General features: G+C 68.6%; 20 protein-coding genes and 1 tRNA gene. 7 read left to right on the forward strand and 14 right to left on the reverse strand.

Annotation, left to right across the window (positions count from 1 at the left end; all coding sequences use genetic code 11):
* Positions 1 to 151: 151 nt before the first annotated feature.
* Positions 152 to 316 carry a hypothetical protein gene (locus EK403_RS22365; protein ID WP_164919577.1) on the forward strand — a complete coding sequence of 55 codons (165 nt, stop codon included), beginning with the start codon at positions 152 to 154 and terminating at the stop codon, positions 314 to 316.
* Between the two features lie 139 nt (positions 317 to 455).
* Positions 456 to 1,427 (forward strand): DMT family transporter, encoded by a 972-nt coding sequence (locus EK403_RS11425; protein ID WP_245479652.1) that lies wholly within the window; start codon positions 456 to 458, stop codon positions 1,425 to 1,427.
* Between the two features lie 37 nt (positions 1,428 to 1,464).
* Here the strand turns inward: EK403_RS11425 and EK403_RS11430 are convergent, their stop codons facing one another.
* Positions 1,465 to 1,755 carry a YggT family protein gene (locus EK403_RS11430; protein ID WP_128777625.1) on the reverse strand — a complete coding sequence of 97 codons (291 nt, stop codon included), beginning with the start codon at positions 1,753 to 1,755 and terminating at the stop codon, positions 1,465 to 1,467.
* A gap of 179 nt (positions 1,756 to 1,934) precedes the next feature.
* Between EK403_RS11430 and EK403_RS11435 the strand changes: the two genes are divergently transcribed.
* Both EK403_RS11435 and EK403_RS11440 read left to right on the forward strand, forming a co-directional pair.
* A tRNA-Ala gene (locus EK403_RS11435) sits at positions 1,935 to 2,010 on the forward strand.
* A 223-nt stretch (positions 2,011 to 2,233) separates the two neighbouring features.
* Positions 2,234 to 3,925: a carboxylesterase/lipase family protein gene (locus EK403_RS11440; RefSeq protein ID WP_128777626.1), complete on the forward strand. Its 1,692-nt coding sequence runs from the start codon at positions 2,234 to 2,236 to the stop codon at positions 3,923 to 3,925.
* Positions 3,926 to 4,048: 123 nt separating this feature from the next.
* On the opposite strand, the gene EK403_RS11445 is transcribed toward EK403_RS11440, so the two are convergent.
* Entirely contained in the window at positions 4,049 to 5,038 is a 990-nt protein-coding gene (locus tag EK403_RS11445; protein ID WP_128777627.1) for a helix-turn-helix domain-containing protein, read from the reverse strand.
* A gap of 403 nt (positions 5,039 to 5,441) precedes the next feature.
* Between EK403_RS11445 and EK403_RS11450 the strand changes: the two genes are divergently transcribed.
* On the forward strand, positions 5,442 to 6,596 hold the full coding sequence (locus tag EK403_RS11450) for an alpha/beta hydrolase family protein (protein WP_128777628.1): 1,155 nt from the start codon (positions 5,442 to 5,444) through the stop codon (positions 6,594 to 6,596).
* 49 nt (positions 6,597 to 6,645) lie between these two features.
* Here the strand turns inward: EK403_RS11450 and EK403_RS11455 are convergent, their stop codons facing one another.
* The gene (locus EK403_RS11455) at positions 6,646 to 9,084 is read right to left on the reverse strand and encodes a calcium-binding protein (protein ID WP_164919578.1); all 2,439 of its coding nucleotides are present in this window, start codon (positions 9,082 to 9,084) and stop codon (positions 6,646 to 6,648) included.
* 135 nt (positions 9,085 to 9,219) lie between these two features.
* Between EK403_RS11455 and EK403_RS11460 the strand changes: the two genes are divergently transcribed.
* Positions 9,220 to 10,131: a LysR family transcriptional regulator gene (locus tag EK403_RS11460; RefSeq protein WP_128777630.1), complete on the forward strand. Its 912-nt coding sequence runs from the start codon at positions 9,220 to 9,222 to the stop codon at positions 10,129 to 10,131.
* Here EK403_RS11460 and EK403_RS11465 read toward each other — a convergent pair.
* From EK403_RS11465 to EK403_RS11475, 3 genes are read right to left on the reverse strand one after another with little or no spacing between them, the layout of a single operon-like run.
* Entirely contained in the window at positions 10,128 to 11,309 is a 1,182-nt protein-coding gene (locus EK403_RS11465) for a sugar-transfer associated ATP-grasp domain-containing protein (RefSeq protein ID WP_128777631.1), read from the reverse strand. The two genes, EK403_RS11460 and EK403_RS11465, sit on opposite strands and share 4 nt — an antisense overlap.
* A 4-nt stretch (positions 11,310 to 11,313) precedes the next feature.
* Positions 11,314 to 12,147, reverse strand: a complete 834-nt coding sequence (locus tag EK403_RS11470) for a nucleotidyltransferase family protein (RefSeq protein WP_128777632.1) — start codon at positions 12,145 to 12,147, stop codon at positions 11,314 to 11,316.
* A complete protein-coding gene (locus EK403_RS11475) occupies positions 12,144 to 13,181 on the reverse strand; it encodes a D-alanine--D-alanine ligase family protein (protein ID WP_128777633.1) in 1,038 nt (345 codons plus the stop codon). Before EK403_RS11475 ends, EK403_RS11470 begins: the two co-directional genes overlap by 4 nt.
* A 240-nt stretch (positions 13,182 to 13,421) precedes the next feature.
* Here EK403_RS11475 and EK403_RS11480 point away from each other — a divergent pair, with 240 nt between their 5' ends.
* Positions 13,422 to 14,603 (forward strand): ELM1/GtrOC1 family putative glycosyltransferase, encoded by a 1,182-nt coding sequence (locus tag EK403_RS11480; RefSeq protein WP_164919579.1) that lies wholly within the window; start codon positions 13,422 to 13,424, stop codon positions 14,601 to 14,603.
* Here the strand turns inward: EK403_RS11480 and EK403_RS11485 are convergent.
* The 8 genes from EK403_RS11485 to infB all read right to left on the reverse strand — a co-directional run.
* Positions 14,537 to 15,109 (reverse strand): peroxiredoxin, encoded by a 573-nt coding sequence (locus EK403_RS11485; protein ID WP_128777635.1) that lies wholly within the window; start codon positions 15,107 to 15,109, stop codon positions 14,537 to 14,539. The two genes, EK403_RS11480 and EK403_RS11485, sit on opposite strands and share 67 nt — an antisense overlap.
* 96 nt (positions 15,110 to 15,205) lie before the next feature.
* Positions 15,206 to 15,637 (reverse strand): YciI family protein, encoded by a 432-nt coding sequence (locus tag EK403_RS11490; protein ID WP_128777636.1) that lies wholly within the window; start codon positions 15,635 to 15,637, stop codon positions 15,206 to 15,208.
* Positions 15,638 to 15,896: 259 nt separating this feature from the next.
* Entirely contained in the window at positions 15,897 to 18,110 is a 2,214-nt protein-coding gene (pnp, locus tag EK403_RS11495; protein WP_128777637.1) for a polyribonucleotide nucleotidyltransferase, read from the reverse strand.
* A 436-nt stretch (positions 18,111 to 18,546) separates the two neighbouring features.
* Positions 18,547 to 18,816, reverse strand: coding sequence for a 30S ribosomal protein S15 (gene rpsO / locus EK403_RS11500; protein ID WP_128777638.1), 270 nt, complete (start codon positions 18,814 to 18,816; stop codon positions 18,547 to 18,549).
* Between the two features lie 42 nt (positions 18,817 to 18,858).
* Complete coding sequence (gene truB / locus EK403_RS11505) at positions 18,859 to 19,788, reverse strand: tRNA pseudouridine(55) synthase TruB (protein ID WP_128777639.1); 930 nt, start codon at positions 19,786 to 19,788, stop codon at positions 18,859 to 18,861.
* The gene (gene rbfA / locus EK403_RS11510) at positions 19,785 to 20,192 is read right to left on the reverse strand and encodes a 30S ribosome-binding factor RbfA (protein WP_128777640.1); all 408 of its coding nucleotides are present in this window, start codon (positions 20,190 to 20,192) and stop codon (positions 19,785 to 19,787) included. The genes truB and rbfA overlap by 4 nt, the downstream gene beginning before the upstream one ends.
* A 36-nt stretch (positions 20,193 to 20,228) precedes the next feature.
* Complete coding sequence (locus EK403_RS11515; RefSeq protein WP_128777641.1) at positions 20,229 to 20,747, reverse strand: hypothetical protein; 519 nt, start codon at positions 20,745 to 20,747, stop codon at positions 20,229 to 20,231.
* A 465-nt stretch (positions 20,748 to 21,212) separates the two neighbouring features.
* Positions 21,213 to 23,326 (reverse strand): translation initiation factor IF-2 (gene infB / locus EK403_RS11520; protein ID WP_245479653.1); only part of this gene is annotated, 2,114 nt, incomplete at its 5' end.

Below are 23,326 nucleotides of genomic sequence, written 5' to 3' on the forward strand. Positions count from 1 at the left end.
TGAAAGGGGAGGGAGAAGAGGCGGAGTCCCTCATTCGCGCAAGACGCACACGCCGGAGTGATCCGGCGGCGGGTTGGCGGCGCGCGGGGCCGTGCTAGCCTTCCTCTCGCGTAGCGGCCATCCGGCCGCAAAGCCCAGACGGAGGGACCCGATGAAGACCCTCGCCACGACGCTGCTCGCAGCCGCGCTCGCCGCCGTCTCGTTCGGCGCCGCCTCGGCCTGCCCCTACTCCAACAAGCAGGCGTCCTCGCTCACCGATAGCGGCTCCTACGAGACCGCGCAGAAGGACCAGAGCGCCTCGACCAAGACGAGATAAGGCCGCCTTCCGATCGGCCTTGTTGCGGGAACGGCCCGGGCCTCGCAGTCCGGGCCGTTCTCCGTTCCGGCCCCGCGCAAGCCGGCCTTGCGCCGACGCGGCTTCTCGCGCGGCCGGCGCGCATGCTAGCGGCTCGCCGGTGTCGAGCCCCGCGCCCAATCCCGCAGATCCGGAGGTCGTGCCGCCCGAAGAGGCGCCGCGGCCGGCCGCGCCCTGGACCGGCTATGCGCTCGCCGCGGCGGGCGCGATCCTGTTCGCCTCCAAGGGCGTCATCATCAAATTCGCCTATGCCGAAGGCCTCGACACCGAGACGCTGCTCGCGCTCAGGATGGCGCTGTCGGTGCCGATCTATCTCGCAGTCGGGCTCGCGGGCGTCGCCCGGACCGGATGGCCGGCGGCGCTGACGGGCCGCGAGCTCGCGGTGATCGCGGGCGTCGGGGCGCTCGGCTACTGGTTCGCGAGCTATATGGACTTTCTCGGCCTGGTCTATGTCTCGGCGCCGTTCGAGCGGCTGATCCTGTTCACCTATCCGCTGTTCACGGTGCTGCTCGGCGCGGCCTTCTTCGGCCAGCCCTTCCGGATGAGCGCGCTCGCGGCCTTCGCGGTGAGCTATGCGGGGCTCGCGCTCGTCTTCGTGCAGGACGTGCAGGTGGCGGGGTTCGAGGCGACCCGGACCGGAACGCTGCTGGTGCTCGCCTCGGCGGTCGCGTTCGCGCTCTACCAGCTGCTCGCCAAGGGGCCGATCGGCCGGGTCGGGCCGAAGCTTTTCACCTGCGTGGCGATGTCGGCCGCGGGCGTCGTCGCGATCGGTCAGTTCCTGCTCATCCGCGACGTCGCGCTGCTCGGCGGGCTTTCGGCGCGGGCGTGGGTGATCTGCCTCGTGCTCGCGACGGTCGGCACCGCGGCGCCGAGCTTCCTGCTCTCGGCCGCGCTCAGCCGCATCTCCGCGCAGGCGAACGCCACCATCGGCACGGTCAGCCCGATCGCGACGCTGATCCTCGCCGCGATCCTGCTCGGCGAGAGCGTCTCGCTGGTCGACGTCGCGGGCGCGGCGCTGGTGCTCGCGGGCGTCGGCTGGTTCACGCTCGCCGAACGCCGCGAGCGGGCGTGACGCTCCGCCGGCGGTCCGCGACGGCGGCTGACGCCCCTCAGAGCACGTTGGGATAGAGGTAGAGCACGATCAGCCGCTCGATGAAGAAGATGATCAGCAGCAGGATGATCGGCGAGATGTCGATGCCGCCCATATAGGGCAGGATGTTGCGGATCGGCCGGAGCAGCGGTTCGGTGATGCGGTAGAGGAAGTCCCAGATCGCCGAGACCACGGAATTCCGCGTGTTCACCACGTTGAACGCGATCAGCCAGGACAGGATGGCCGAGGCGATCAGCAGCCAGACATAGAGCTGGAGCGCCAGCAGGATGACGTCGAGAAGCGCGCGCATGCCTGATCGGAAACCTTGCGTTCGGCGGGGAGGACGGTCGAGGTGTAGCGGCCGCGGCGGATCGCGGCAAGACGGGTGGGGAAGCCGGGTCGCAGCCGGGCCCTGAAGCGTCAATGCAGGGCCCTCGCCTGCCTTGACAGGCTTCCGGGCCGCCACGTAAATGGCGCCGCCTGGGACGCGGGGCCGTAGCTCAGTTGGGAGAGCGCTGCAATCGCACTGCAGAGGTCAGGGGTTCGAATCCCCTCGGCTCCACCAAGTCTCCGGCTCCTTCCAGATTCAACGAAATGGCGCCTGCCTGGCGGTTTCGACGCGCCGCTCGCTTTCGGCTTCGCGCCGAAGTGACGTCGCGCTCGCCGGACGCCCAAGGCCCTTCCACGCCCAGCATCGTTCGCTGAGCGCCGCGAACGCCGGCGCCGCCCCCGCCAATCTGGCGAACCGCCGACTCGAGACGGCGAACCAGATGCGGGAGGAACAAAACATGGAAACAGAAGCTCATCGGCGCGGCGCGCGAAGATCGCGCTGGGCGGCGTGCGCCGCCGCGGCGCTCGGCCTCGCGATGCTGGCGCCGGTCGCGCCGTCGCAGGCGGCGGGCGGCCCCAAGGTCACGATCGAGAGCGGCGCGGTGCGCGGCTTCGTCGAGGACGGCGTCGCGCGGTTCTACGGCATCCCCTACGCCAAGCCACCCGTCGGCGAGCTGCGCTGGCGGCCGCCCGTCAAGCCGGACTCCTGGCAGGGCGTGCGCGACGCGAAGACTTTCGGGCCGATCTGCTTCCAGGTGACGACGCTCGGACCGTTCGCGGGACCGCAGAACGACAATGAGGACTGCCTCTACCTCAACGTCTTCACGCCGAACGTGAAGCCGGACGGCAAGGGCAAGCTGCCGGTCATCGTGTGGCTGCATGGCGGCGCGAACTTCACCGGCGCCGGCAGCGACTATGACGGCTCCAAGCTCGCCCGCGACGGCAAGACCGTCGTGGTCACCCTGAACTACCGGCTCAGCCTGCTGGGCTTCCTCGCCCATCCCGCGCTCGACGCGGAAGGCCACCCTTCCGCCAATTACGGCCTGCTCGACCAGCAGGCGGCGCTGCGCTGGGTGCGCGACAACATCGACAAGTTCGGCGGCGACAAGAACAACGTGCTGCTGGGCGGCCAGTCGGCGGGCTCCGTCGACACCGAGTCGCAGGTCATCTCGCCGCTCGCCAAGGGCCTGTTCCACCGCGCGATCTTCCAGAGCGTGCTGCTCGAGCCGTCGCCGCTCGCGACCGCCCAGGCCAAAGGCGTCTCGTTCTCGGTCGCGGCGGGCTGCGGCGCGGGCGCCGACGAGGCGACGGCCAAGTGCCTGCGCAAGCTGACGTCGAAGCAGATCTACGATCTCGCCGGCACGCAGGCGGCGGCGCCCTCCTACTCCAGCAACATCATTGCGGACGGCCAGATCCTGCCCGGCCGGTTCGTCGACCTGATCGCCGCCGGCCAGTTCAACAAGATGCCGGTGATGAGCGGGCTCACCATCGACGAGCAGAACTTCAGCCTGGGCATCTCGCAATATTTCCGCCCCGGGCAGACGCCGGCGACCGAGGCCGACTACGACGCCAGGATCGCGGCCTACGGGGCGGCCAACTACCCGGAAGGCACGCAACAGAAGGTCAAGAAGCTCTACCCGCTTGGCGCCTATCCGTCGCCGCAGCTCGCGCTCAACGCCATCGGCACCGATTCGACGGTGTGCACGCAGCGCTACACCAACCAGCTGCTCGCGCCGCAGGTGCCGGTCTATTTCTACGAGTTCGCGGACCGGACCGCGCCGTCCTACTTCCCGAAGATGCGGGGTTTCACGTCGGGCGCCTACCACACGGCCGACATCCCCTATCTGTTCCCAGGCTGGCATGGCGGGCCCGACGGCCGCACCCATGTGCTCAACAAGAAGCAGCAGAAGCTGTCCGACGAGATGGTCGCGGCCTGGACCAACTTCGCCTGGACCGGCAATCCCAACGGCCTCGGAAACAGCCCCTGGCCGCGCTACCGCAACAAGAAGCACGTTCCGGGCATCCTGCAGCAGAACATCCCCTATTCGTCGACGCTGACCGACGCGCAGTACAGCGCGGCGCATCGCTGCGACTTCTGGGATGCGACGCTGACCTACAAGGCCACGCCGACCGCTTCGGCCGCCGAGTGAGACGCTCCGTCCGGCGGTCGAGAGCCTCGGCCGCCGGACGCCTGCGAGGGGCCCGGCCGTCGCCGCTCGTCATGCCCGGGCCTGTCTCGGGCATGACGGTTGGAAGCTCCGGCCGCCGAAGGCCTATCCCCTCGACCCCCGCAAAGTTCGCGGCGAGACGCCGAAGCGGCGCTTGAAGGCCCGGTTGAAGGTCGACAGGTCGCTGAAGCCCCAGCGGAAGGCGAGCTCCGAGATCGGGGCGCGCCTCGACATCGACATCAGTTCGCAGCGCACGCGCTCGAGCCGCTCGCTCGTCACATAGCCGCCGAACGTGGTTCCGGAGCGCGCGAACAGCTTGTGCAGATGCCGGGTCGAGACGCCGAGCCGCTCGGCGGCGCGCTGCGGCGTCAGGCCCGGGTCCGACATGTTGTCGTCGACGAAGGCCAGGATGTCGCGGGGCAGCGCCCCCCATTCCCCCCGTCCCTGCGCCTCCGGCGCGCAGCACCCGGCCGAGACCGGGAGCAGGGCGGCGCAGGCGTCGAACAGCGCCGACATCTCCTCGGGCGACGACGAGCGCATGCTCCTCGCGAGCATGCTGAAGCAGCCCGCGAGCGGATCGATCAGCCGGTTCGCCGGAACCAGCGTGTTCATGAACCGGCGTTCGGCGTTCGGAACGCCCGCGAAGCGGGCCGCCGGAATGCTGAAAGCGATATTGACGTTCCGGACCCCCGGCTTCTCGGTGAGAAAGACGGGCCGATAGCTGTGATAGAGCACGAGGTCTCCGGGCCTCGCGACATTGCGCTTGTCCGCCTGTTCGACGCTGATCTCCCCGGCCAGGACATAGTTCCCGTAGATGCATTCGACGGGGGAATTGCTGATGTTGCCCTTCGTTTTCCTCGCCGTGAGGCCGTTCGTGCTGCAGAGCCCGACCGAGCCGCTTTCGAGGAACAGATTTTCCACCCGCCCCTCGAATTGGACTTCCGGATCGGAAGGCTCCGGCGTCCAGGGCATGAAGGCGGAGCACACGACGTCCCTGAACGCCCCGAACGCCTGGCTCGCTGGCGTGTAGTGACTGTCCCATATCTGGATCGCCGCGGCCGCAGGCGGTCGCATCCCGGTTTGCGTGCACGACATGTCTTCCTCCCGCCATCGCGGTTCTATCGCCGCGTATGGCCATCGATCGCCGTTACGAACGCACTCCTATAAAAACTATTATACTGCTGATATATTATAAATAAATGCAAAGTACACTGAAATCTACATACTCATTGCCGCTTAGGGGCCATACAACCAACATGTCATGCGCGCATAAGAGGAAATACTTATAAGTGCACTTCAACAAAATCATAAGAGCTTCAACCAACGCACGTCAATGGAGTTTGGCGCGGTCGCCTCTCGCGTCAAATGACGTAAGTCGAGCGCCGAGTGAATTCATCGGCGTTCGCTGAACGCCCAGTTGATGGCGCTCCATGCCGAGAAGCGGCGCGGGCGATGGGTAGGCTCGTCGGCCTCTAGGGAGGAAACGATGACTCAAAGAATGAGCCGACACGCCGTCAGGTTGGCCTCGGCCGGTCTGGTCCTGCTGGGACTTGTCTGCGCGCCCGTCGCGGCTTCGGCGCAGGGCTGGAAGGACGTCAAGCCGTCGCCGCCGCTCGCCCTGAAGGGGCAGGGCAGCTTCTTCGTCGGCGGCGACGTCGACAAGATCAAGACCCGCTTGCTGACCTCCCCGGACTACGCCGGGAAGATCATGACCGATCAGATGTATGTCGAGTTCCAGCTTCCGCAGGAGACCAACAAGGAGTTTCCGATCGTCTTCATGCACGGCTGCTGCCTGACGTCGAAGACGTGGGAGACGACGCCGGACGGCCGGATGGGCTGGTACGAGTATTTCACCCGCAAGGGCTTCAAGACCTTCATGGCCGAACAGGTCGGGCGCGGCCGCTCGGGCTTCGACCCGCGGCGCTTCGCGGAGGTCAACGCCGGCGACAAGCCTGGCGAGGACAATCCCGACATCCTGATCGCGACCGACCGCTTCGCCTGGAACGTGTTCCGCTTGGGCGACTACGAGACCAAGACGCCGTTCCCCGGCCAGAAATTCCCGATGCAGACCGTCGGGGTCGGCGAGAACGCCAGCAACACCTTCTACAAGCAGGTCATTCCGGACCTCAACGCGACGCTGAGCGACGCCGCCTCGCCGGACTGCAACGGCGGAACCTGCACGCCGGTGGAGCCCGACGCGCCCTACAACAGCCCCGACAACCTCGCGCTGCTCTCCAAGCAGCTCGGCGGCGCGATCCTGGTCGGGCACTCGCAGTCGTCGAGCTTCCCGACGCGCGCCGCGCTGCGCGGCGCCGCCAAGGACGTGAAGGGCATCATCCAGCTCGAGACCGGCTGCTTCACCAACCTCACGGCCGAGCACATCAAGATCCTGAAGAAGATTCCGATCCTGATCATGGTCGGCGACAATTACGCGTTCCCGCAGCCGACCGAGTCCTGCATCACGATGCGAAAGCAGATCAACGACGCCGGCGGCGACATGACGTTCATCGCGCTGCCGCAGATCGGCATCAAGGGCAACAGCCACATGTTCATGCAGGACACCAACAATCTCGAGGTGGCCGACGTGATCATCGACTGGATCAAGAACCACGTCGCCAAGGACCGCACCGGCAAGGCGGGCGACAACAGCTGAGCGGCGGCCGAAAGGAAAGGCCGGGGCGGCAGGCCGCCCCGGCCTGGCGTCAAAGCACCAGGAAGTCCGCGCTGGTGAGCGTGGTCAGGCCGACGCTGATCACCGCGAACTGCTGGGCGGCCGCGCCGCCGGCGCCGTCCTGGTCATAGAGCAGCGCGCCGGTCCCGGAATTGTAGATGATGCGGTCCGAGGCGTCAGCGGCCGTAGCACCGACCGCGAAGGCCGACGCCGCGAGCGCGCCGTCCGGCCCGACCTTGGAGAAGATCGCGCTGTCGAGCCCTATGAGGTCGTCCAGGGTCGAGAAGTCGGTGACTTTGTCGATGTTCCCGGCGCCGAGCGTGGTCGTGAAGGCGAACACGTCCTTGCCGCCGAAGCCCTGAAGCACGTCGATCCCGCCCCCGCCGTTCAGGACGTTCGCCCCCGCATTGCCTTCGATGGTCTGGCCGAGCTCGTTGCCGGTCAACTTCAACGGCGTGACGCTCCCTTGCGAGGCGATCACGAGCTTCTCGATCGACTGGCCGGCGCCAAGCGCATAGTCGACGGTGGCGACCACCGTGTCGTTGCCTTCGCCCGCCGACTCCACGGTCTTGTCGGAGGCATGGTCCACCACATAGGTGTCGCCGCCCTTGCCGCCGATCATCAGGTCGGCGTCGCCCTTGCCGTTCAGCGTGTTGGCGCCCGCGTTGCCGGTGAGAGTGTTGGCCCCGGCGTTGCCCACGCCGCCGATGTCCAGCGAACCGGTCAGCTGCAGATTCTCGACATTGTCGCTCAGCGTGTAGGTGACGCCGCTCTTCACCGTGTCGATCCCCTGCCCGAAGGCCTCGACCACCTGGTCGCCTGCGCTCTCGACGATGTAGACGTCGTCGCCGTTGCCGCCCTGGAGCGTGTCGGAGCCTCCCTTGCCCTCGAGCGCGTTGGCGCCGGCGTTGCCGATGATGGTGTTGGCGAAGTCGTTGCCGGTGAGCTTCAGCGGCGTGACGCCGGCGTCGTCGGCGGTCGAGAGAATCTCCACCTGCGCGTCGGCCGCGAGCGCGTAGTCGACGCTCGTCAGCACGCGGTCGGCCGCGCCCTGGAAGGCCTTCTCGACCACCACGTCCTTGGCGTTGTCGACATAGTGCCAGTCGTCGCCGAACCCGCCCGTGGTGGTGTCGATCCCGAGGCCGCCGTCGAGCGTGTCCTTGCCGGCGTCGCCGAACAGCCTGTCCGTCCCGGCCTCTCCGTAGAGCTTGTCCTTGCCCGCGCCGCCGCTCAGCGCATCGGCTGCGGCGCCGGCCGCGACCTTGTCCGCGCCCTTTCCGGTCGCGACGATGTCGGCGAAGTCGGTGCCGACGAAGTCGTCGTCGAGCTTGCCGCCGGCGAGGAACAGGCCTTCCTCGCGCGCGTCCAGGATGCGGTATTTGACGTCGGTCGTCGCGGCCGAGACCCCGTCATGATAGGTTACGACAATCCGGCCGTCGACGAGCTGGTCCGCGCGCGGCGCGCCCATGGTGACGCCGTATCCGGTCGCGGTCTCGATCGTGAAGGGGCCGGAGTTCGACGAGCCGTCGGCGTTGTAGATATGGCCCATGATCGAGCTCTTGGGCGCGACGCCGCTCGCGTCGTAGTCGCGCCAGGTCACGAGGAAGCGGCCGTCGTCGAGCGAGCAGACGTGCGACTGGCTTGCGCCGGCATTGTCGACCGCGACTGCGGCGCCGCGCGGCGTCTTGCCGTCCGCCTCGAAGATGCGGGCGAGAACCTGGCCGCCGCCGACGTCCCACGTCACCGCGAAGCCGCCGCCCGCGAGCGCGGCGATGTGGGGATCGCTTCCGAAGCCGACGACGGTATTTCCCGAGGTGCTCTCGATATGGACCGCGCCGGTGGCCGCGTTGCGGTAGACTAGGACGACGTCGTCCTGGTCGACGGCGTAGGTCGAGTCCTTCGGATCGTAAACGCCCTCAACCTCGACGCGGTTCTCGGCGGCCGGCGAGTTGTAGATATCATGAGGTTCTGGATGCTCGTCCGAGTTCGGCTGCATCCAATGGACCTTGACGTCGCCGCCCTGGAGCCCGTGCCCGAGGATGACGTTGCCCGTGGAGGCGAGGCTGAGGAAGGGTGAGCCGGCGCCCGCGCCGTAATAGACGCCGAGTTCGCCGCCGACCGGGCTGTGCGCCCAATAGGTCTGCTCGACGACGCCGCCATGCGCCGTGTCGAGGAACGCCGCTGTGATTCCGCCGTCCTCGCGCCCGACGAGCTCGATCCGGTTGTCGATCGAGCTTGTCGCGCCAAAGTCCTCGTCGTCCGAGCTCTGAAAATGGGTAAAGGCGAAGTTCATTGTCTGAAGCAATGACCCGTCGGCCTTGAACGTCGTCATCTCGTAGTTGTTCTGGCTGACGTCCGTATAGGCGATCGCGAAGCCGCCATTGGCGTTGGCCGCGACCGTCGCGTTCACCTGCTGCCCGACGATGTGGTTGGGGTGCGCGACCTGCGTCGCGGCTCCGATCTTCGGCATGGCCATCGCAATTCCCTCCTCGTGGTCGGCGGTTCCGGCCCGCCCGGTCCGTCGTTCTCGAAAAGGGATTTACAAGCGGCCTATTGATCTCGTAAAATGAATTATTGAGAATGCATCCATCTCGAGACGAGAACGATGGACCTCACCGATCTCCGCGTCTTCCGCACCGTTGTCGAGGCTGGCGGCGTCACCCGCGCCTCGCAGCGGCTGCACCGCGTGCAGTCGAACGTCACGACCCGCATCAAGAAGCTCGAGGAGGACCTCGGGGTCGCGCTGTTCGAGCGCGAGGGCAAGCGGATGCGGCTGACCTCCGCCGGGACCACGCTGGTGTCCTTCGCCGATGAGATGCTGACGCTCGCCGAGCGCGCGCGGGACGCCGTGCAGGAGAAGACCCCGCACGGCCTGCTGCGGCTCGGCGCGATGGAGAGCACCGCGGCGGTGCGCCTGCCGGGACCGCTCACGGCGCTGCACGGGCGCTACCCCGATCTCAATGTCGAGCTTCGGACCGGCGCTTCACGCCCGCTGATCCAGCAGGTTCTGAGCGGCGAGCTCGACGCGGCGCTGGTCGCGGGCGCTGTCAGCGATCCGCGGCTCGAGACGCTGCCGACCTTCCACGAGAGACTCGTGATCGTGGCGAACGCCTCGCATCCGCCGATCGCCCGCGCAGCGGACGTCAAGACCCGCGCGATCCTGGCCTTCCGCGCGGGCTGCCATTACCGGCAGCGGATCGAGGACTGGTTCCAGCGCGACGGCGTGCCGATCGAGAGGATCGTCGAGGTCGCGTCCTATCACGCCATTCTGGGCTGCGCGGCGGCCGGCATGGGAGTCGCCCTGACGCCCCAGAGCGTGCTCGACGCCTATACCGAGCGCGCCCAGCTCAGCGTCCACGAGCTCGACCCTGAGATGCGCGACGTCCTGACCCTGCTGGTCTGGCGCAAGGACGTCTCGCGCGTGAAGATCATGGCGCTGGCGGACCTTCTCGGCCCGTCGACGGTCGCCGCCGAGGTCCGCCTCGAGCCTGTCGCCGAGGAAAGCCGGGCGTCCTAGAGCTGCATGCAGCGAGGCCGTCGGGGCTCGCACTGGATCGGGCGCGAGCGCCGCCAGTCTTCGTCGCGGAGGCGCGCCAGCCAGAAGCGGTAGATCGCGCCGAGCCGACTGTCCCCGAGGCTCTCCCCGGAGACCAGCCGCAACACGTCGGTGCCGGGGTTCCAGTTGCCCTCGATCAGGACCGGACCGTCGGCGGTCAGCCCGACGTCCCAGCCGATCACCCGGAAACCGTCCCGAAACGCCTGATGCGCCTCGATCGTCAGCGCCACGGCCGCGGCGACGTCGGGGACAGGATGACCCTCGATCGCGACGCTGGTCGCCGGGTGCCGGACTGCGGACGCGATGGAGCCGCCGTCGCGGCGATAGCCCGTCCGGACCCGGTCCTCGCCGTCGAGCCCCGCCACGAAGTTTCCGGCGTTGAAATTGTCGACCGGCTTGGGGCCGCCGGCCGAGAAGCGGATCATGCGGTCGCAGGCCTCGATCGCCCCGGCCTCGTTCACGGCCGTGACGATCCGGAGGGTCGGGAGCGCGCCGGGCGACAGCGCCGCGAGCGCCGGATGCACGGCGCAGGCGCGCTGCACGACCGCGCCAGCCGCGAAGGCGCGCGCGATCCTGCGCTCGGCCTCGCCTGGCGCGAGCGCCCGGCCGGCCGAAATCCAGGCGCCGTCCTCGCGTCGGAATCCCTCGACGCCCGAGCCCTTCGACGAATAGTTGCGCTTGACGATCACCGCGCGCTCGCCCGCGAGCCAGTCGGCGAGACGGTTCGCAGGTCCATCGAACTCGACCGGCGCCGCGAGGCCCTCGGCGCGGCAGCGTTCCGCGAACAGGCGCTTGTTCTTGAGCGGGTTCAGCTCGAGCGGATAGGCGGCCGGGTTGAGCAGCCGGTGCAGGCCCTTGCGGGCCGCCATGCCGAGATGGGCGTCGGCCCCGCCGAGGCCCATCAGCAGCGCCTGCTCGTCGGCGTCCCAGCCCTGGCGGAAGGCCTCCCGGTCCCTGAACGCGAGGCCGAGGCGCGCCAGCATCCCGGCGCCGGAGAGCGCCAGCGCGAACGCCCGGTCGGTCGGCCGCCAGCTCCGCCACAGCGCGTCGAAATAGAGGCCCGCGATGTCGTTCTGCGGTCGGACGCCGTCCGCGCCGCCCGACAGCAGCCGGGGCGGAATCACCCTCAGCGTGAGCATGAGATCAGGCCGCCGCGGCCCGGCCGGCGCCGCGGCGATCCGCCAGCACCTCCTCGGCGACCTTCAGCGAGGGCGCGTGGTCGACGTCGATGGCGGCGGCCCCGTCGGTCACAAGCACGGGCTTGATCCTGAGCCGGAAGCGGCGCGAGAGCCGGGCGAAGCCTTCCTCCAGCGCGCCGATGCCGAAGCGGAAGCGGATGAGCTCGATCACGCCCGCGACCCCGAGCGCGCCGACGACCCGCAGCGGGTGCTTCACGAACTGGCCGCCGGAGCGGAACAGCTCGGCGGGCGCAAGCGCGGATCGCGAGCCGATCCAGTAGCTGTTGCAGTTCGAGAAGGCGCCGTCGACGAAGCGGTAGAACCGGCGCTGGCCGTTCGGATGGACGGCGAGCACGTCCTCGCGGCGGGCGAGCGCGACCCCGACGTCGGCTTGGGACGCGCGTGCGCGGTCGTCGATCTCGGCGACGGTCGCGGAGGAGAGCAGCACGCTGTCGGCGGTGGTGACGAGCACCGGGAAACGCGCCGTCTCGAGCGCGGACAGCACGCTGTCGACGAGATTTCCGCGGGCGGGGAAGACGGTCAGCCGGCCGGCGGCGGCGAGCGCCTTCGCCTCAGCGACCTCCTCGACGCCCGAGCCCCTGTTGATCGAGACGAGCACCGCGCCGACGCGGTCGCAGGCCGAAAGCGCCTCGAGCACATGGCCGATCATCGGCCGGCCGGCGACGGGCGAAAGCGCCTTGTAGGCGCCGCCGGCGGCCGCGGCGAGCGGATCGATCGCGCCGTCGCGCTGCCCGGCCAGCACCAGGACCGTGAGAGAAGCGTCGGACGTCTCGTTCAAGCCGCGAGCTCCAGGGCGGCGCGCGAGATCACGCCCTGCCGCGCCATCGAGTGCGCGACGATCGATTCGACCAGCATCGCGTGGTCGATCCCGAGCGTGGCGGCGGCGCGGGAGATCGACTTCCGCGACCAGAGATTGCAAGACAGATTGACCTCCATGAAGGAGATCTCGCCCGAGGCCGGGTCGAAGCGGAACTCGAACCGCCCATAGTCGAACGGCCAGAGCTCGGCGACGAGCGTCATGGCGTAGGCTTCGACGCGCGCGGCGACGTCGGCGTCCTCGACGGGCCGCAGCGGGTCCGACGCGAGGCCGGGCACGAGCGCGCGCTTTTCCTCGTAGGAGCGCATCTCGCCCGGGGTCTCGGGCTGGTGCGCCATGGGCGGCAGGATCCAGGGCTCGGGTCCCGCGCCGCCGATCACCGGGGCCGCTATGTCGAGCAGCGGCAGCCATTTTTCGACGATCACGTCGTGGCCCTGCGTCTGCAGCTCGTCGACGTGGCGGCGTCCCTCGGCCCAGGACTCGACGATGTGGACGCCCCAGGAGGCAGAGGAGGCGTTCGGCTTGATGACGAGGCGCTCGGCCGGGAACCGGGGTTCCAGGATCGGCGCGCCACGGCGAAGCGAGATCCAGGGCGCGGTCGGCACGCCGAGGCGCTGCGCGGCGACCTTGCTCAGATGCTTGTCGTCCGCGAGGCCGCGCAGGATCGGGCTGGCGCCGAGAAAGGGAACATTCCGGCGCGTGAGGAGCAGAGGCGCGAGCATCTCGCTGTTCTGGAACCCCGCCCTGTTGAGGAGCGGGAACACGAAATCGGCCTCGGGTCGATCAGCGATCGCCTCAAAACAGTTTGCCGGCGTAACATTCAGCCCGATCTGCTCGAGCGTCGTGCGGAGCTCGTGGTGGTAGATCGCGTGATTGCCGTCGACCGCGTCCGGCAGGCCTCGGCCGCAGGCGTGTTTGGCGAGCAGCATCACGCGCAGCCTCGCCTTGTCGGCGGGCGAGATGCGGGCGCAGCGGCGATCGGCGAATCCTGACATGCGCCGACGATAGTCGCGCCGGATGACGGTCGGGCGACAGTTTCGCAGAGTATAGGCGACGGTAAGAAATTATGGAGTGCTGCGGCCGCGCCACAGATGAACTTGTCGAATGATAATAAGCCAGCTGTCTATTTGGCGTCCATAGGTCTTGAAACGGCGGCCGAAGCGACCGTCATGGGATGGTCGCGGGCGGCGGCTAGACGGAGCCGAAGCAGACTGACGGGTTTCCTTCAAAGTTTGATGACGTTCGCTCCCAACCCTGCGATCACGGAGCTCTCTCGGGAGCATGTTGGCGCCGAGACCGACGCGCCGCCCGCGCGCCAGCCGGTCGCGTGGGCGCTGCTCGCCCGCCGGCCGGGCGACAATGCGCAGATCCGCGCTTTGGCCGAGGCGAGCGGTCTCGACTGGGTCGCGAAGCCGCTGCGCTTCCGCAAGGGCCTCGAAACGCTGCCCAATCTGCGGAGCGGCGGCTCGCTGCTCTCGCTGGGCGCCGAGACGCAAGCCGCGCTCCGCCCGCCGTTTCCGGACGTCGTGATCGCGGCCGGCAAGCGCGCCGCGCCGGCCGCGCTCTGGATCAAGGCGGCCTCCAGGGGCCGCACGCGGCTCGTCCATCTCGGCCGCACATGGGCGCCGTCCGAATGGTTCGACGCGGTGGTCACCACGCCGCAATACCGGCTGCCGGCGCGGCCGAACGTCGTGGAGAACCGCCTGCCGCTCACCGCGGCGCCCCATGCCCGCGGCCTCCGTCCGGACCTCGCGGCGCTGCCGCGTCCGAGGATCACGGTGATCGTCGGCGGCGACGCCGCCCCGTTGACGCTCGACGTCGCCGCCGCACGCAGGCTCGCGGCCGCGGCGCTCGCGCGGGCGGAGGCGGCGGGCGGCTCGCTGCTCGTCGTCACCTCGCCGCGCACGTCGCGCCGCGCGGGCGACGCCCTCGAAACCGCGCTCGCCGGCGCCGAGGCGCCCGTGCGCCTCTCGATCTTCGGCGACGGGCCGAACGACTACGCGGCCTTCCTCGCCGCCGCGGACGAGATCGTCGTGACGGATGACAGCGTCTCGATGGCGACCGAGGCGGCGCTGACCGGCGCGCCCGTCACGCTCTTTCAGCTGCCGCGCCGGTTCGATCCCGCCGGCCTTGCGGCGGGCGCGCTCGAGAGAGCCTGCGGCCGGCTCGGCGCCGGAGCGATCTTCGGACGGCTGGTCGAGCGCGGCTTCATCAGCGCGAACCGCGACATTGGCGCCTTCATGCGGGGCCTCGAGGCCGGCGGGTTGCTCGCAGGCGGCCCCGCGGCGCGGACGCTCGCGGCCGCCGAGCTAGCATCCGCCGCGGCCATCGTGCGGGCGCTCGCCGGCGCTCAGCCGGCCGATTTCAGCCACTCGGCGACGTCGGCGGCGCTGCGGTCGGGCGGGAACACGGGATAGAAGACCTTTGTGACGACGCCGTCGTCGACCACGAGGGTGACGCGCCTTATCAGCGTCTCGCCGCCGGCCTCGAACAGCGGCAGCGAGATCGCGCGGGACAGCTCAAGGCGCGCGTCGGAGAGCAGCGGGAACGGCAGATGCAGCCGCTCCGCGGCCTCGCGCTGGTAGTCCGTCGTCTGGGTCGACAGCCCGAAGATCCGAGCGACGCCGCGCGCCTTCAGCTCGGCGTGGAGGTCGCGGAACGAGCAAGCCTGCGGCGTGCAGCCCCGCGCGCCGGGGATCATGTCCCAGCCGTCCGGGTTTTCGACGCCGGGACGGCCAGTGCGCGGATAGGCGAACACGACCGTGCGCCCGGCGAGCGCGAAGAGATCGACCGTCGCGCCGTCGGTGGCCGCAAGCGGGACCGACGGGATCCGCATGCCGGTCAGATGCGCCGCGCCGCCGTCGTCCTGCGGCGCAGGGATCGCCGACCAGTCCGGCGCATCGACGGTCGCGTGTGAAATCATGGCTCGGCCCTTTGTCTTTTCGCGAAGCTAGGGCCGCGCCATGCGGAACTGAAACGCAAAATCCTGAAGAGTCGCATCGCGGCCGGCGATCGGACCTCAGTTCGAGGCGCCCCTGTCCTTGAGCGCCTGCTCCATCTCGCGCCACGCCTCGGGCTTGTCGCCGAGCGTGTCGAAATCCTCGAGCTCGTAGACCTGCCGGACCTCGAGCTCGACCGGGCCATCCTCTTTCGGCCAGCGCCTGACCCAGTCGAGCGCCTCCTCGAGCGATCCGACCTTGATCATGGTGAAGCCCGCGATCAGCTCCTTGGTCTCGACAAAGGGTCCGTCGGTGACGATCGGCCTGGCGCCGTCCCGCGAGATCTTCACGCGCGCGCCCTTGCGTGACGGCTGCAGCCCGTCGCCGGACAGAAATACGCCGGCCTTGATCATCTCCATATTGTAGGCGGCCATCGCGTCCATCAGTTCGGGCGTCGCCTTGTCCTCGCCTTCCGTGTTGGCGTCGGCCTTGCGGATGATCATGAAGCGCATGGGATGTCTCCTCTCGTCAGCCGCCGGCCGGCGGCTCCCGATCATCAGGACGAAGTCGCCGCGAGCGCCCCGACATTTTCGTCGAAGATTCCGCCAGGGTCACAGACCCGCGCGAGCGCGAGGTGAGCCCAGTGGCATTTCTCAACCCGGCATTGCGCCGCCTCGTCGGCCGCGCTCTCGTCCGCCGAGGCCGCTCCACGAAAAAAGCGCCCCGAAGGGCGCTTGATCCGTTCTCGTCGGGAAGAGGAGCAGTAGAGCCTTACTCCGCTGCTTCTTCCCGCCTGCGGCGCGGGCCGCGCTCGCGGCGTCCGCCGCCGCCCGAGCGACCCTCGTCCGAGCCGCCTTCCTCGCTCTCGGCGCCGGACGGCTGAAGGTCCTCGCCGGTCTCCTGGTCGACGACCTTCATCGAGAGGCGCGTCTTGCCGCGGTCGTCGAAGCCGAGCAGCTTCACCTTGACCTTGTCGCCCTCCTTGAGGACGTCCGAGACCTTGGCGACGCGCTCCGGGGAGATCTGGGAGACGTGGACGAGGCCGTCCTTGGCGCCGAAGAAGTTCACGAAGGCGCCGAACTCGACGACCTTCACCACCGTGCCGTCATAGACCTTGCCGACCTCGGGGTCGGAGGCGATCGACTTGATCCAGTTGATGGCGGCGGTGATGGCCTTGCCGTCCGAGGACGCGACCTTGACGGTGCCGTCGTCCTCGACGTTCACCTTGGCGCCGGTCTTCTCGACGATCTCGCGGATCACCTTGCCGCCGGTGCCGATCACTTCGCGGATCTTGTCGGTCGGGATCTTGATGACCTCGATGCGCGGCGCGTATTCGCCGAGCTCCGCGCGGCCGGTCGACAGCGCCTTGGCCATCTCGGTCAGGATGTGCATCCGGCCGCCCTTGGCCTGATCGAGGGCGACCTTCATGATCTCCTCGGTGATGCCCGCGATCTTGATGTCCATCTGCAGCGCGGTGACGCCGGCCTCGGTGCCCGCCACCTTGAAGTCCATGTCGCCGAGATGGTCCTCGTCGCCGAGGATGTCGGACAGCACCGCGAACTTCTCGCCTTCGAGGATCAGGCCCATGGCGATGCCCGCCACCGGCCGCTTCAGCGGCACGCCCGCGTCCATCGCCGCGAGCGAGGCGCCGCAGACCGACGCCATCGAGGACGAGCCGTTGGACTCGGTGATCTCGGACACGATGCGCAGCGTGTAGGGGAATTCCGTCACTTCCGGCAGCATCGGGTGGATGGCCCGCCAGGCGAGTTTGCCGTGGCCGATCTCGCGGCGGCCGGGCGCGCCCATGCGGCCGGTCTCGCCGACCGAGTAGGGCGGGAAGTTGTAATGGAGCAGGAAGCGCTCCTTGTAGGTGCCGCCCAGCGCGTCGATGAACTGCTCGTCCTCGCCGGTGCCGAGCGTCGCGACCACAATCGCCTGGGTCTCGCCGCGGGTGAAGATCGCCGAGCCGTGGGTGCGGGGCAGGACGCCGACCTCGGGGAGGATCGGGCGGACGGTCGTGAGGTCACGCCCGTCGATGCGGATCTTGTCGTCCAGGATGCCCCAGCGGACGATCTTGGCCTCGAGCGACTTGAAGACGCCGCCGAGCTTGATCGGCGAAACGGCGTTCTCGTCGCCCTCGGCGCAGAAGGCCTCGACGGCCTTCTTCTTGGCCGCGGCGACCGCGTCCTGGCGGTCGGCCTTGGCCTTGATCTTGTAGGCGTCGCGCAGATCCGCCTCGACCAGGGCGCGAAGCTTGCCCTCGAGCTCGGACGCGTCGTCGACGACGTGCTCGCGCGGCTCCTTGGCGCCCTTCTCGGCGAGCCGGATGATGGCGTCGATCACCGGCTGGAAGCCTTTGTGGCCGAACATGACGGCGCCGAGCATGACGTCCTCGGAGAGCTCCTTGGCCTCCGACTCCACCATCAGCACCGCGTCCTGCGTGCCGGCGACGACGAGGTCGAGCGCGGAGCCGCCCATGCGGTCGGCCACCGGGTTCAGCACGTATTCGCCGTCGATATAGCCGACGCGCGCGCCGCCGATCGGACCCATGAAGGGCGCGCCGGACAGCGTCAGCGCGGCCGAGGCCGCCACCATGCCGAGGATGTCGGGGTCGTTCTCGAGGTCGTAGGAGAGCACGGTGATGACCACCTGCGTCTCGTTCTTGTAGCCGTCGGCGAACAGCGGACGGATCGGCCGGTCGATCAGGCGCGAAGTCAGCGTGTCCTTCTCGGTCGGGCCGCGCTCGCGCTTGAAATAGCCGCCCGGGATGCGGCCAGCGGCGTAGTACTTCTCCGTGTAGTTCACGGTGAGCGGGAAGAAGTCGATCCCGGGCTTCGCAGAGCGCGCCGAGACGGCGGTCGCGAGCACGGTGGTGTCGCCATAGGTGGCGAGCACGGCGCCGTCGGCCTGACGGGCGACGTGGCCGGTTTCGAGGGTCAGCGTGCGGCCGGCCCACTCGATGGATTCGCGGTGAATTTCGAACATGCGTATTCGTCCTTGCGGTCTGGGACCGAAGGAGGCCGTCGGGCTTTTGTTTACGCACGCCACGGGCAAGACGGCGCGGCGCTTCCGTTGTCCAGGCCGTTTCCGGCTTGGTCCAAATCCGGCGTCGCGGACTTGGACGAAAGCGCCCTGCGATCCTGCCCCATGACGTTCGGGCCCGATGGCGTCCGGGTCCCTTTGTTGTCTTATCCGGCGACGGCGCCCCATTGCGCCGGCGTCCTTGCTGTCATCAAGCCGCCGATCGGGTGGCGGCCTAAACCTCTATGCGCCTCCGCCCCCTCGCCCGGATGACTTCGTCATCCGACCTCTCCCCGCCGGGGAGAGGCGAAGAACGGCGCCGCCTGCACATCTCTCCCCAGCAGGGAGAGGTCGGCCCGAAGGGCCGGCTGAGGGCGCCTGCGGCGCCAAAAAAACTACCTCAGCGGCGGATGCCGAGACGCTCGATCAGGCTCTGGTAGCGGGCCTGGTCGCTGCGCTTCACATAATCGAGCAGCGAACGGCGCTGGCTGACCAGCTTCAGCAGTCCGCGCCGCGAGTGGTTGTCCTTGGCGTGGCTCTTGAAGTGTTCGGTCAGGTTGGAGATGCGCTCCGTGAGGATCGCGACCTGCACTTCGGGCGAACCGGTGTCGCCGTCCTTGACGGCGTACTGGCTCACCAACTCCTTCTTACGTTCCGGCGTGATCGACATCGTCTCTCTCGTTTCGATCGGTTCTCGGGGCTCGACGGGCCCTCACGGCCGGTCGAGATGAAAGATGCGTCGGGGATGGAGCTCGCCGCGATCGATCTCGCCGAGCGCGATGAGCGCGCCGTCGGTCGTCACGGAGACCGGACCCCGGAAAGTCGGGGCGTCCCGTCCGCGCAGGAGCACCGGCTGCCCGTTGAGCAGCCGGGCGGCTTCCGCCCGGTTGACGGCGAGCGCCGGGATGTCGTCCAGCGCCGTCTCGACCGGAAGGAGAGCTTGGGCGATGTCTTTATCCCCCGTCTCGTCCGCCCGCAAGCGCTCAAGCTCGTCGAGCGAGATCGCGTCCTCCTCGGTGAAGGTCCCGACCGCGGTGCGGCGGAGCGCGACGATGTGGGCCCGCGTGCCGAGCGCGCGCCCGAGATCGCGGGCGATGGCGCGGACATAGGTGCCCTTGCCGCACTCCGCTTCGAAGACGGCCCGGTCGGGCGAAGGCTGGTCGACGAGGTCGAGCCGCGCGACGTCGACGATGCGCGGCTCCAGCATGACGTCGCCGCCGTCGCGGGCGATGTCGTAGGCGCGCTCGCCGTCGATCTTGAGGGCGGAAAACTTGGGCGGGATCTGCGTCACCTGCCCGCGGAAGGCCGGCAGCGCCGCGAGGATCGCGTCGCGGGACGGCCGGTGGTCGGAGGTCGCGATCGGCTGCCCTTCCGCGTCGTCGGTGTCGGTCTCGACGCCCCACAGCACCTCGAAGACATATTCCTTCTCGCCGTCCATCACGAAGGGCACGGTCTTGGTCGCCTCGCCGAACGCGATCGGCAGCACGCCCGATGCCAGCGGATCGAGCGTCCCGGCATGACCGGCCTTCTTGGCCTGGTAGAGCCAGCGCGCCTTGGAGACCGCCTGTGTCGAGGTGACGCCGACCGGCTTGTCGAGGATCAACCAGCCCGAGATGTCGAGCCCCTTCTTACGGCGGCTCATCGCTCGTCCTCTCCGTCGTCGACGAGGTCGCGGGCGACCTCGGGCGAGCGGAGGAGCTCGTCGATATGGGCGCCGCGGTCGAAACTGTCGTCGATGCGGAAGCGCAGGTCCGGGGCGGACTTCAGCTCGAGCCGCTTCACGGTCAGCATGCGGAGCTGCTTGCGGTTGCGGTCGAGCGCCTCGAGCACGGGCCCGACGTCCTTGCCGCCGAGCGGCATGACGTAAGCCGTCGCGAGCTTGAGGTCGGGCGTCATGCGGACCTCGGGCACGGTGATGACGTGGCCCTCGAGCACCGGGTCCATCACCTCGCCGCGCTGGAGCACCTCGGCGAGCGCATGGCGCACCAGTTCGCCGACGCGAAGCATGCGCTGGGACGGGCCCTTCGACCCGGAATGACGGGACATTTCTCAACTTCCAGTTCGTCTATCGGTCTGTGACCATCATCCGCGACGGCGGACGAAAAGCCATTTCGAAGCGATCGCCAACGGCATCAGGAGCAGCGTACAGATCGCAGTGATCACGGCCTGTTCCTGGCCGCAGCCCTCCCGCCAGGCGGAGGTCGCGATCGGATCTTGAGCCGCTACCTCCCAGAGCATCGTGTAGGTGATGAGTCCGGCGACGACCGTCGCGAGAACGCTCGGCCACACCGCTCGGAACAGGGCGCCTCCAAACACGCTGATCGCAACCAAGATTCCCAGAACGGTCAGCCACCGTGGGTAGGCCTCCACGATCTTGTCGCAGACCTCCGCCGCTGCCGGTGATGAGGAAAGCAGCGCCGCCAGCGCCGCGCCCGCGGCGATCCCTCGCGAACGCACCAGCTCGCCGACGCGAAGCACGCGCTGGGACGGGCCCTTCGACCCGGAACGACGTGACATTTCTTTTCCTTCTTCGCCTTGCGGCCCGCCTGTCGGCGGCTCCGTCGGAACCGGGATCGGACCGGCCCCGAGCGTTGTCTCCATCTGCAGCGTCTGCGGACGCTAAACTCAACTGTTAGCGCGCACCGCCGCCATCAAACGATCGTTCGTATTCGCGCGCCAACGAGTCCCGAATGGATGAAATTATGGGAAGTCTCCGTCTCACAATTTCGAGTTCAAGCTCGGTCCCGGTCAGCCTCGGTTGTTCATTCTGGACCCAAGACCGCACAAACGCATTCATCGACAACCGCGCTTTTACCTCCTGCTGTTCGCATTCGTGAACAAGCGATCGCCAGTATTCATCAAACGGAAGCTTCTTGACGACGCTTCGTTGGATGACGGGCTGCCGACAGGAGAAGAATGACGACAGGTAGATTGTTATAGCCTCATCTCGAAGCTTATCACCTCGACGGTCGCCCAAAGCGGTGGGCGCCGTCGGGGTGTGCGGGTTAGCTCCGGCGCCGGTCGCGCCGATCGTCCATCCGAGAACGATCGGGCCTAATGCGCGCCTCACAGCGTCCGCTTCACTTCCGTGACGCGGTAGCATTCGATGACGTCGCCGGCGCGCATGTCCTGGTAGTTCTCGAACGACATGCCGCACTCCATGCCGGCGCGAACCTCGTTCACGTCGTCCTTGAAGCGCTTCAGCGTCGCGAGCTTGCCCTCGTGGATCACGACGTTGTCGCGGATCAGGCGCACGCCCGCGCCCTTCTGGACGACGCCGTCGGTGACCAGGCAACCGGCGATCTTGCCGACCTTCGAGACCGAGAAGATCTCGCGGATTTCGGCGTTGCCGAGGAACTCCTCGCGGCGCTCCGGCGACAGCATTCCGGACATCGCGGACTTAATGTCGTCCACCAGGTCGTAGATGATGTTGTAGTAGCGGATCTCGGTGCCGGTGCGGTCGGCGGCGTCGCGCGCCTCCTTGAGCGCGCGGACGTTGAAGCCGAGCACGACGGCGTTCGAGGCCGAGGCCAGGATCACGTCGCTCTCGGTCACGCCGCCGACGCCCGACAGAAGCACGCGGACGCCGACCTCGTCGTTGCCGACCTTCTCGAGCGCCTGCACGATCGCCTCGACCGAGCCCTGGACGTCGCCCTTGATGACCATCGGCATCTCTTTTTTGCCGGCGGTCTTGATCTGCGACATCATCTCTTCGAGGCCGGCTACGCGGACGGTCGCGCGCGCCGCCGCCTGCTCGCGCTTCTGGCGCGTGCGGTATTCGGCGATCTCGCGGGCGCGGGCTTCGTTCTCGACCACCGCAAGGCGGTCGCCCGCCTCCGGCGCGCCGTTGAAGCCGAGGATCTCGACCGGCGTCGAAGGGCCGGCCTCCGGCACGGTCTCGCCCTGGTCGTTCACCAGCATCCTGACGCGGCCCCATTCGGAGCCCGCCACCACGATGTCGCTCTGGCGCAGCGTGCCGCGCTGGACCAGCACCGTCGCGACCGGGCCGCGGCCGCGGTCGAGCTTGGCCTCGACCACGGTGCCCTCGGCCGGGCGGTCGGGATTGGCCTTGAGCTCGAGAATTTCGGCCTGCAGCTGGATCAGCTCGAGCAGCTTGTCGAGATTGGTGCCTTCCTTGGCCGACACCTCGACCTCGATGGTCTCGCCGCCGAGCGACTCCACCTGGATCTCGTACTGCAGAAGGTCGGTGCGGACGCGCTGCGGGTTGGCGTCCGGCTTGTCGATCTTGTTGATCGCGACGATCAGCGGAACGCCGGCCGCGCGCGCGTGGTTGATGGCCTCCGCGGTCTGCGGCATCACGCCGTCGTCGGCCGCCACCACCAGCACCACGATGTCGGTCGACTTCGCGCCGCGGGCGCGCATCGCCGTGAAGGCGGCGTGGCCCGGCGTGTCGATGAAGGTGATCTTGCCGCCGAGCGGCGAGGTCACCTGATAGGCGCCGATATGCTGGGTGATGCCGCCGGCCTCGCCCCGCACCACATTGGTGTGGCGGATGGCGTCGAGCAGCGACGTCTTGCCGTGGTCGACGTGGCCCATGATGGTGACGACCGGCGGACGCGGCTTGAGCGTCTCCGGCGCGTCGGACGCCCCGAACAGCCCCTCCTCGACGTCGGACTCGGCCACCCGGCGGACCGTGTGTCCGAGCTCCTCGGCGATCAGCTGCGCGGTGTCGGCGTCGATCAGGTCGGTGATCTTCTTCATCACGCCCTGCTTCATCAGCAGGCGCGTGACGTCGACGGCGCGCTCCGACATGCGGTTGGCGAGTTCCTGGACCGTGATGGTCTCGGGAACCACGACTTCACGGATCAGCTTCTCCTTGGGCTCCTGATGGCCCTTGCCCGACATCCGCTGGACGCGGCGGCGGTAGGACGCGACGGAACGCGTGCGGTCCTCGCCGGTCGAGCCGGTCGCGGTCGTGATGGTGAGGCGGGGGGGGTCCTTGGGCGCCGAGACAGTGCGCGGGGTGCGCTCGGGCTTGGCCGGCGTGGCCGGGCGGGCGCCGCCGCCGGGGCGGCGGACGGCCCGCAGCGGCTCCTCGACCTCAGGCGTGGACGCAGGGCGGCGACCGATCGGGGAGGACGGCGCGCCCTGGGGGCGGGCCGGCCGCGCGGCGGAGGGCGCAGCTGCGTCACGACGCGGCTCGCGGGCGGCAGGCGCTG

The organism is Hansschlegelia zhihuaiae, assembly GCF_004103825.1.
GTDB lineage: Bacteria > Pseudomonadota > Alphaproteobacteria > Rhizobiales > Methylopilaceae > Methylopila > Methylopila zhihuaiae.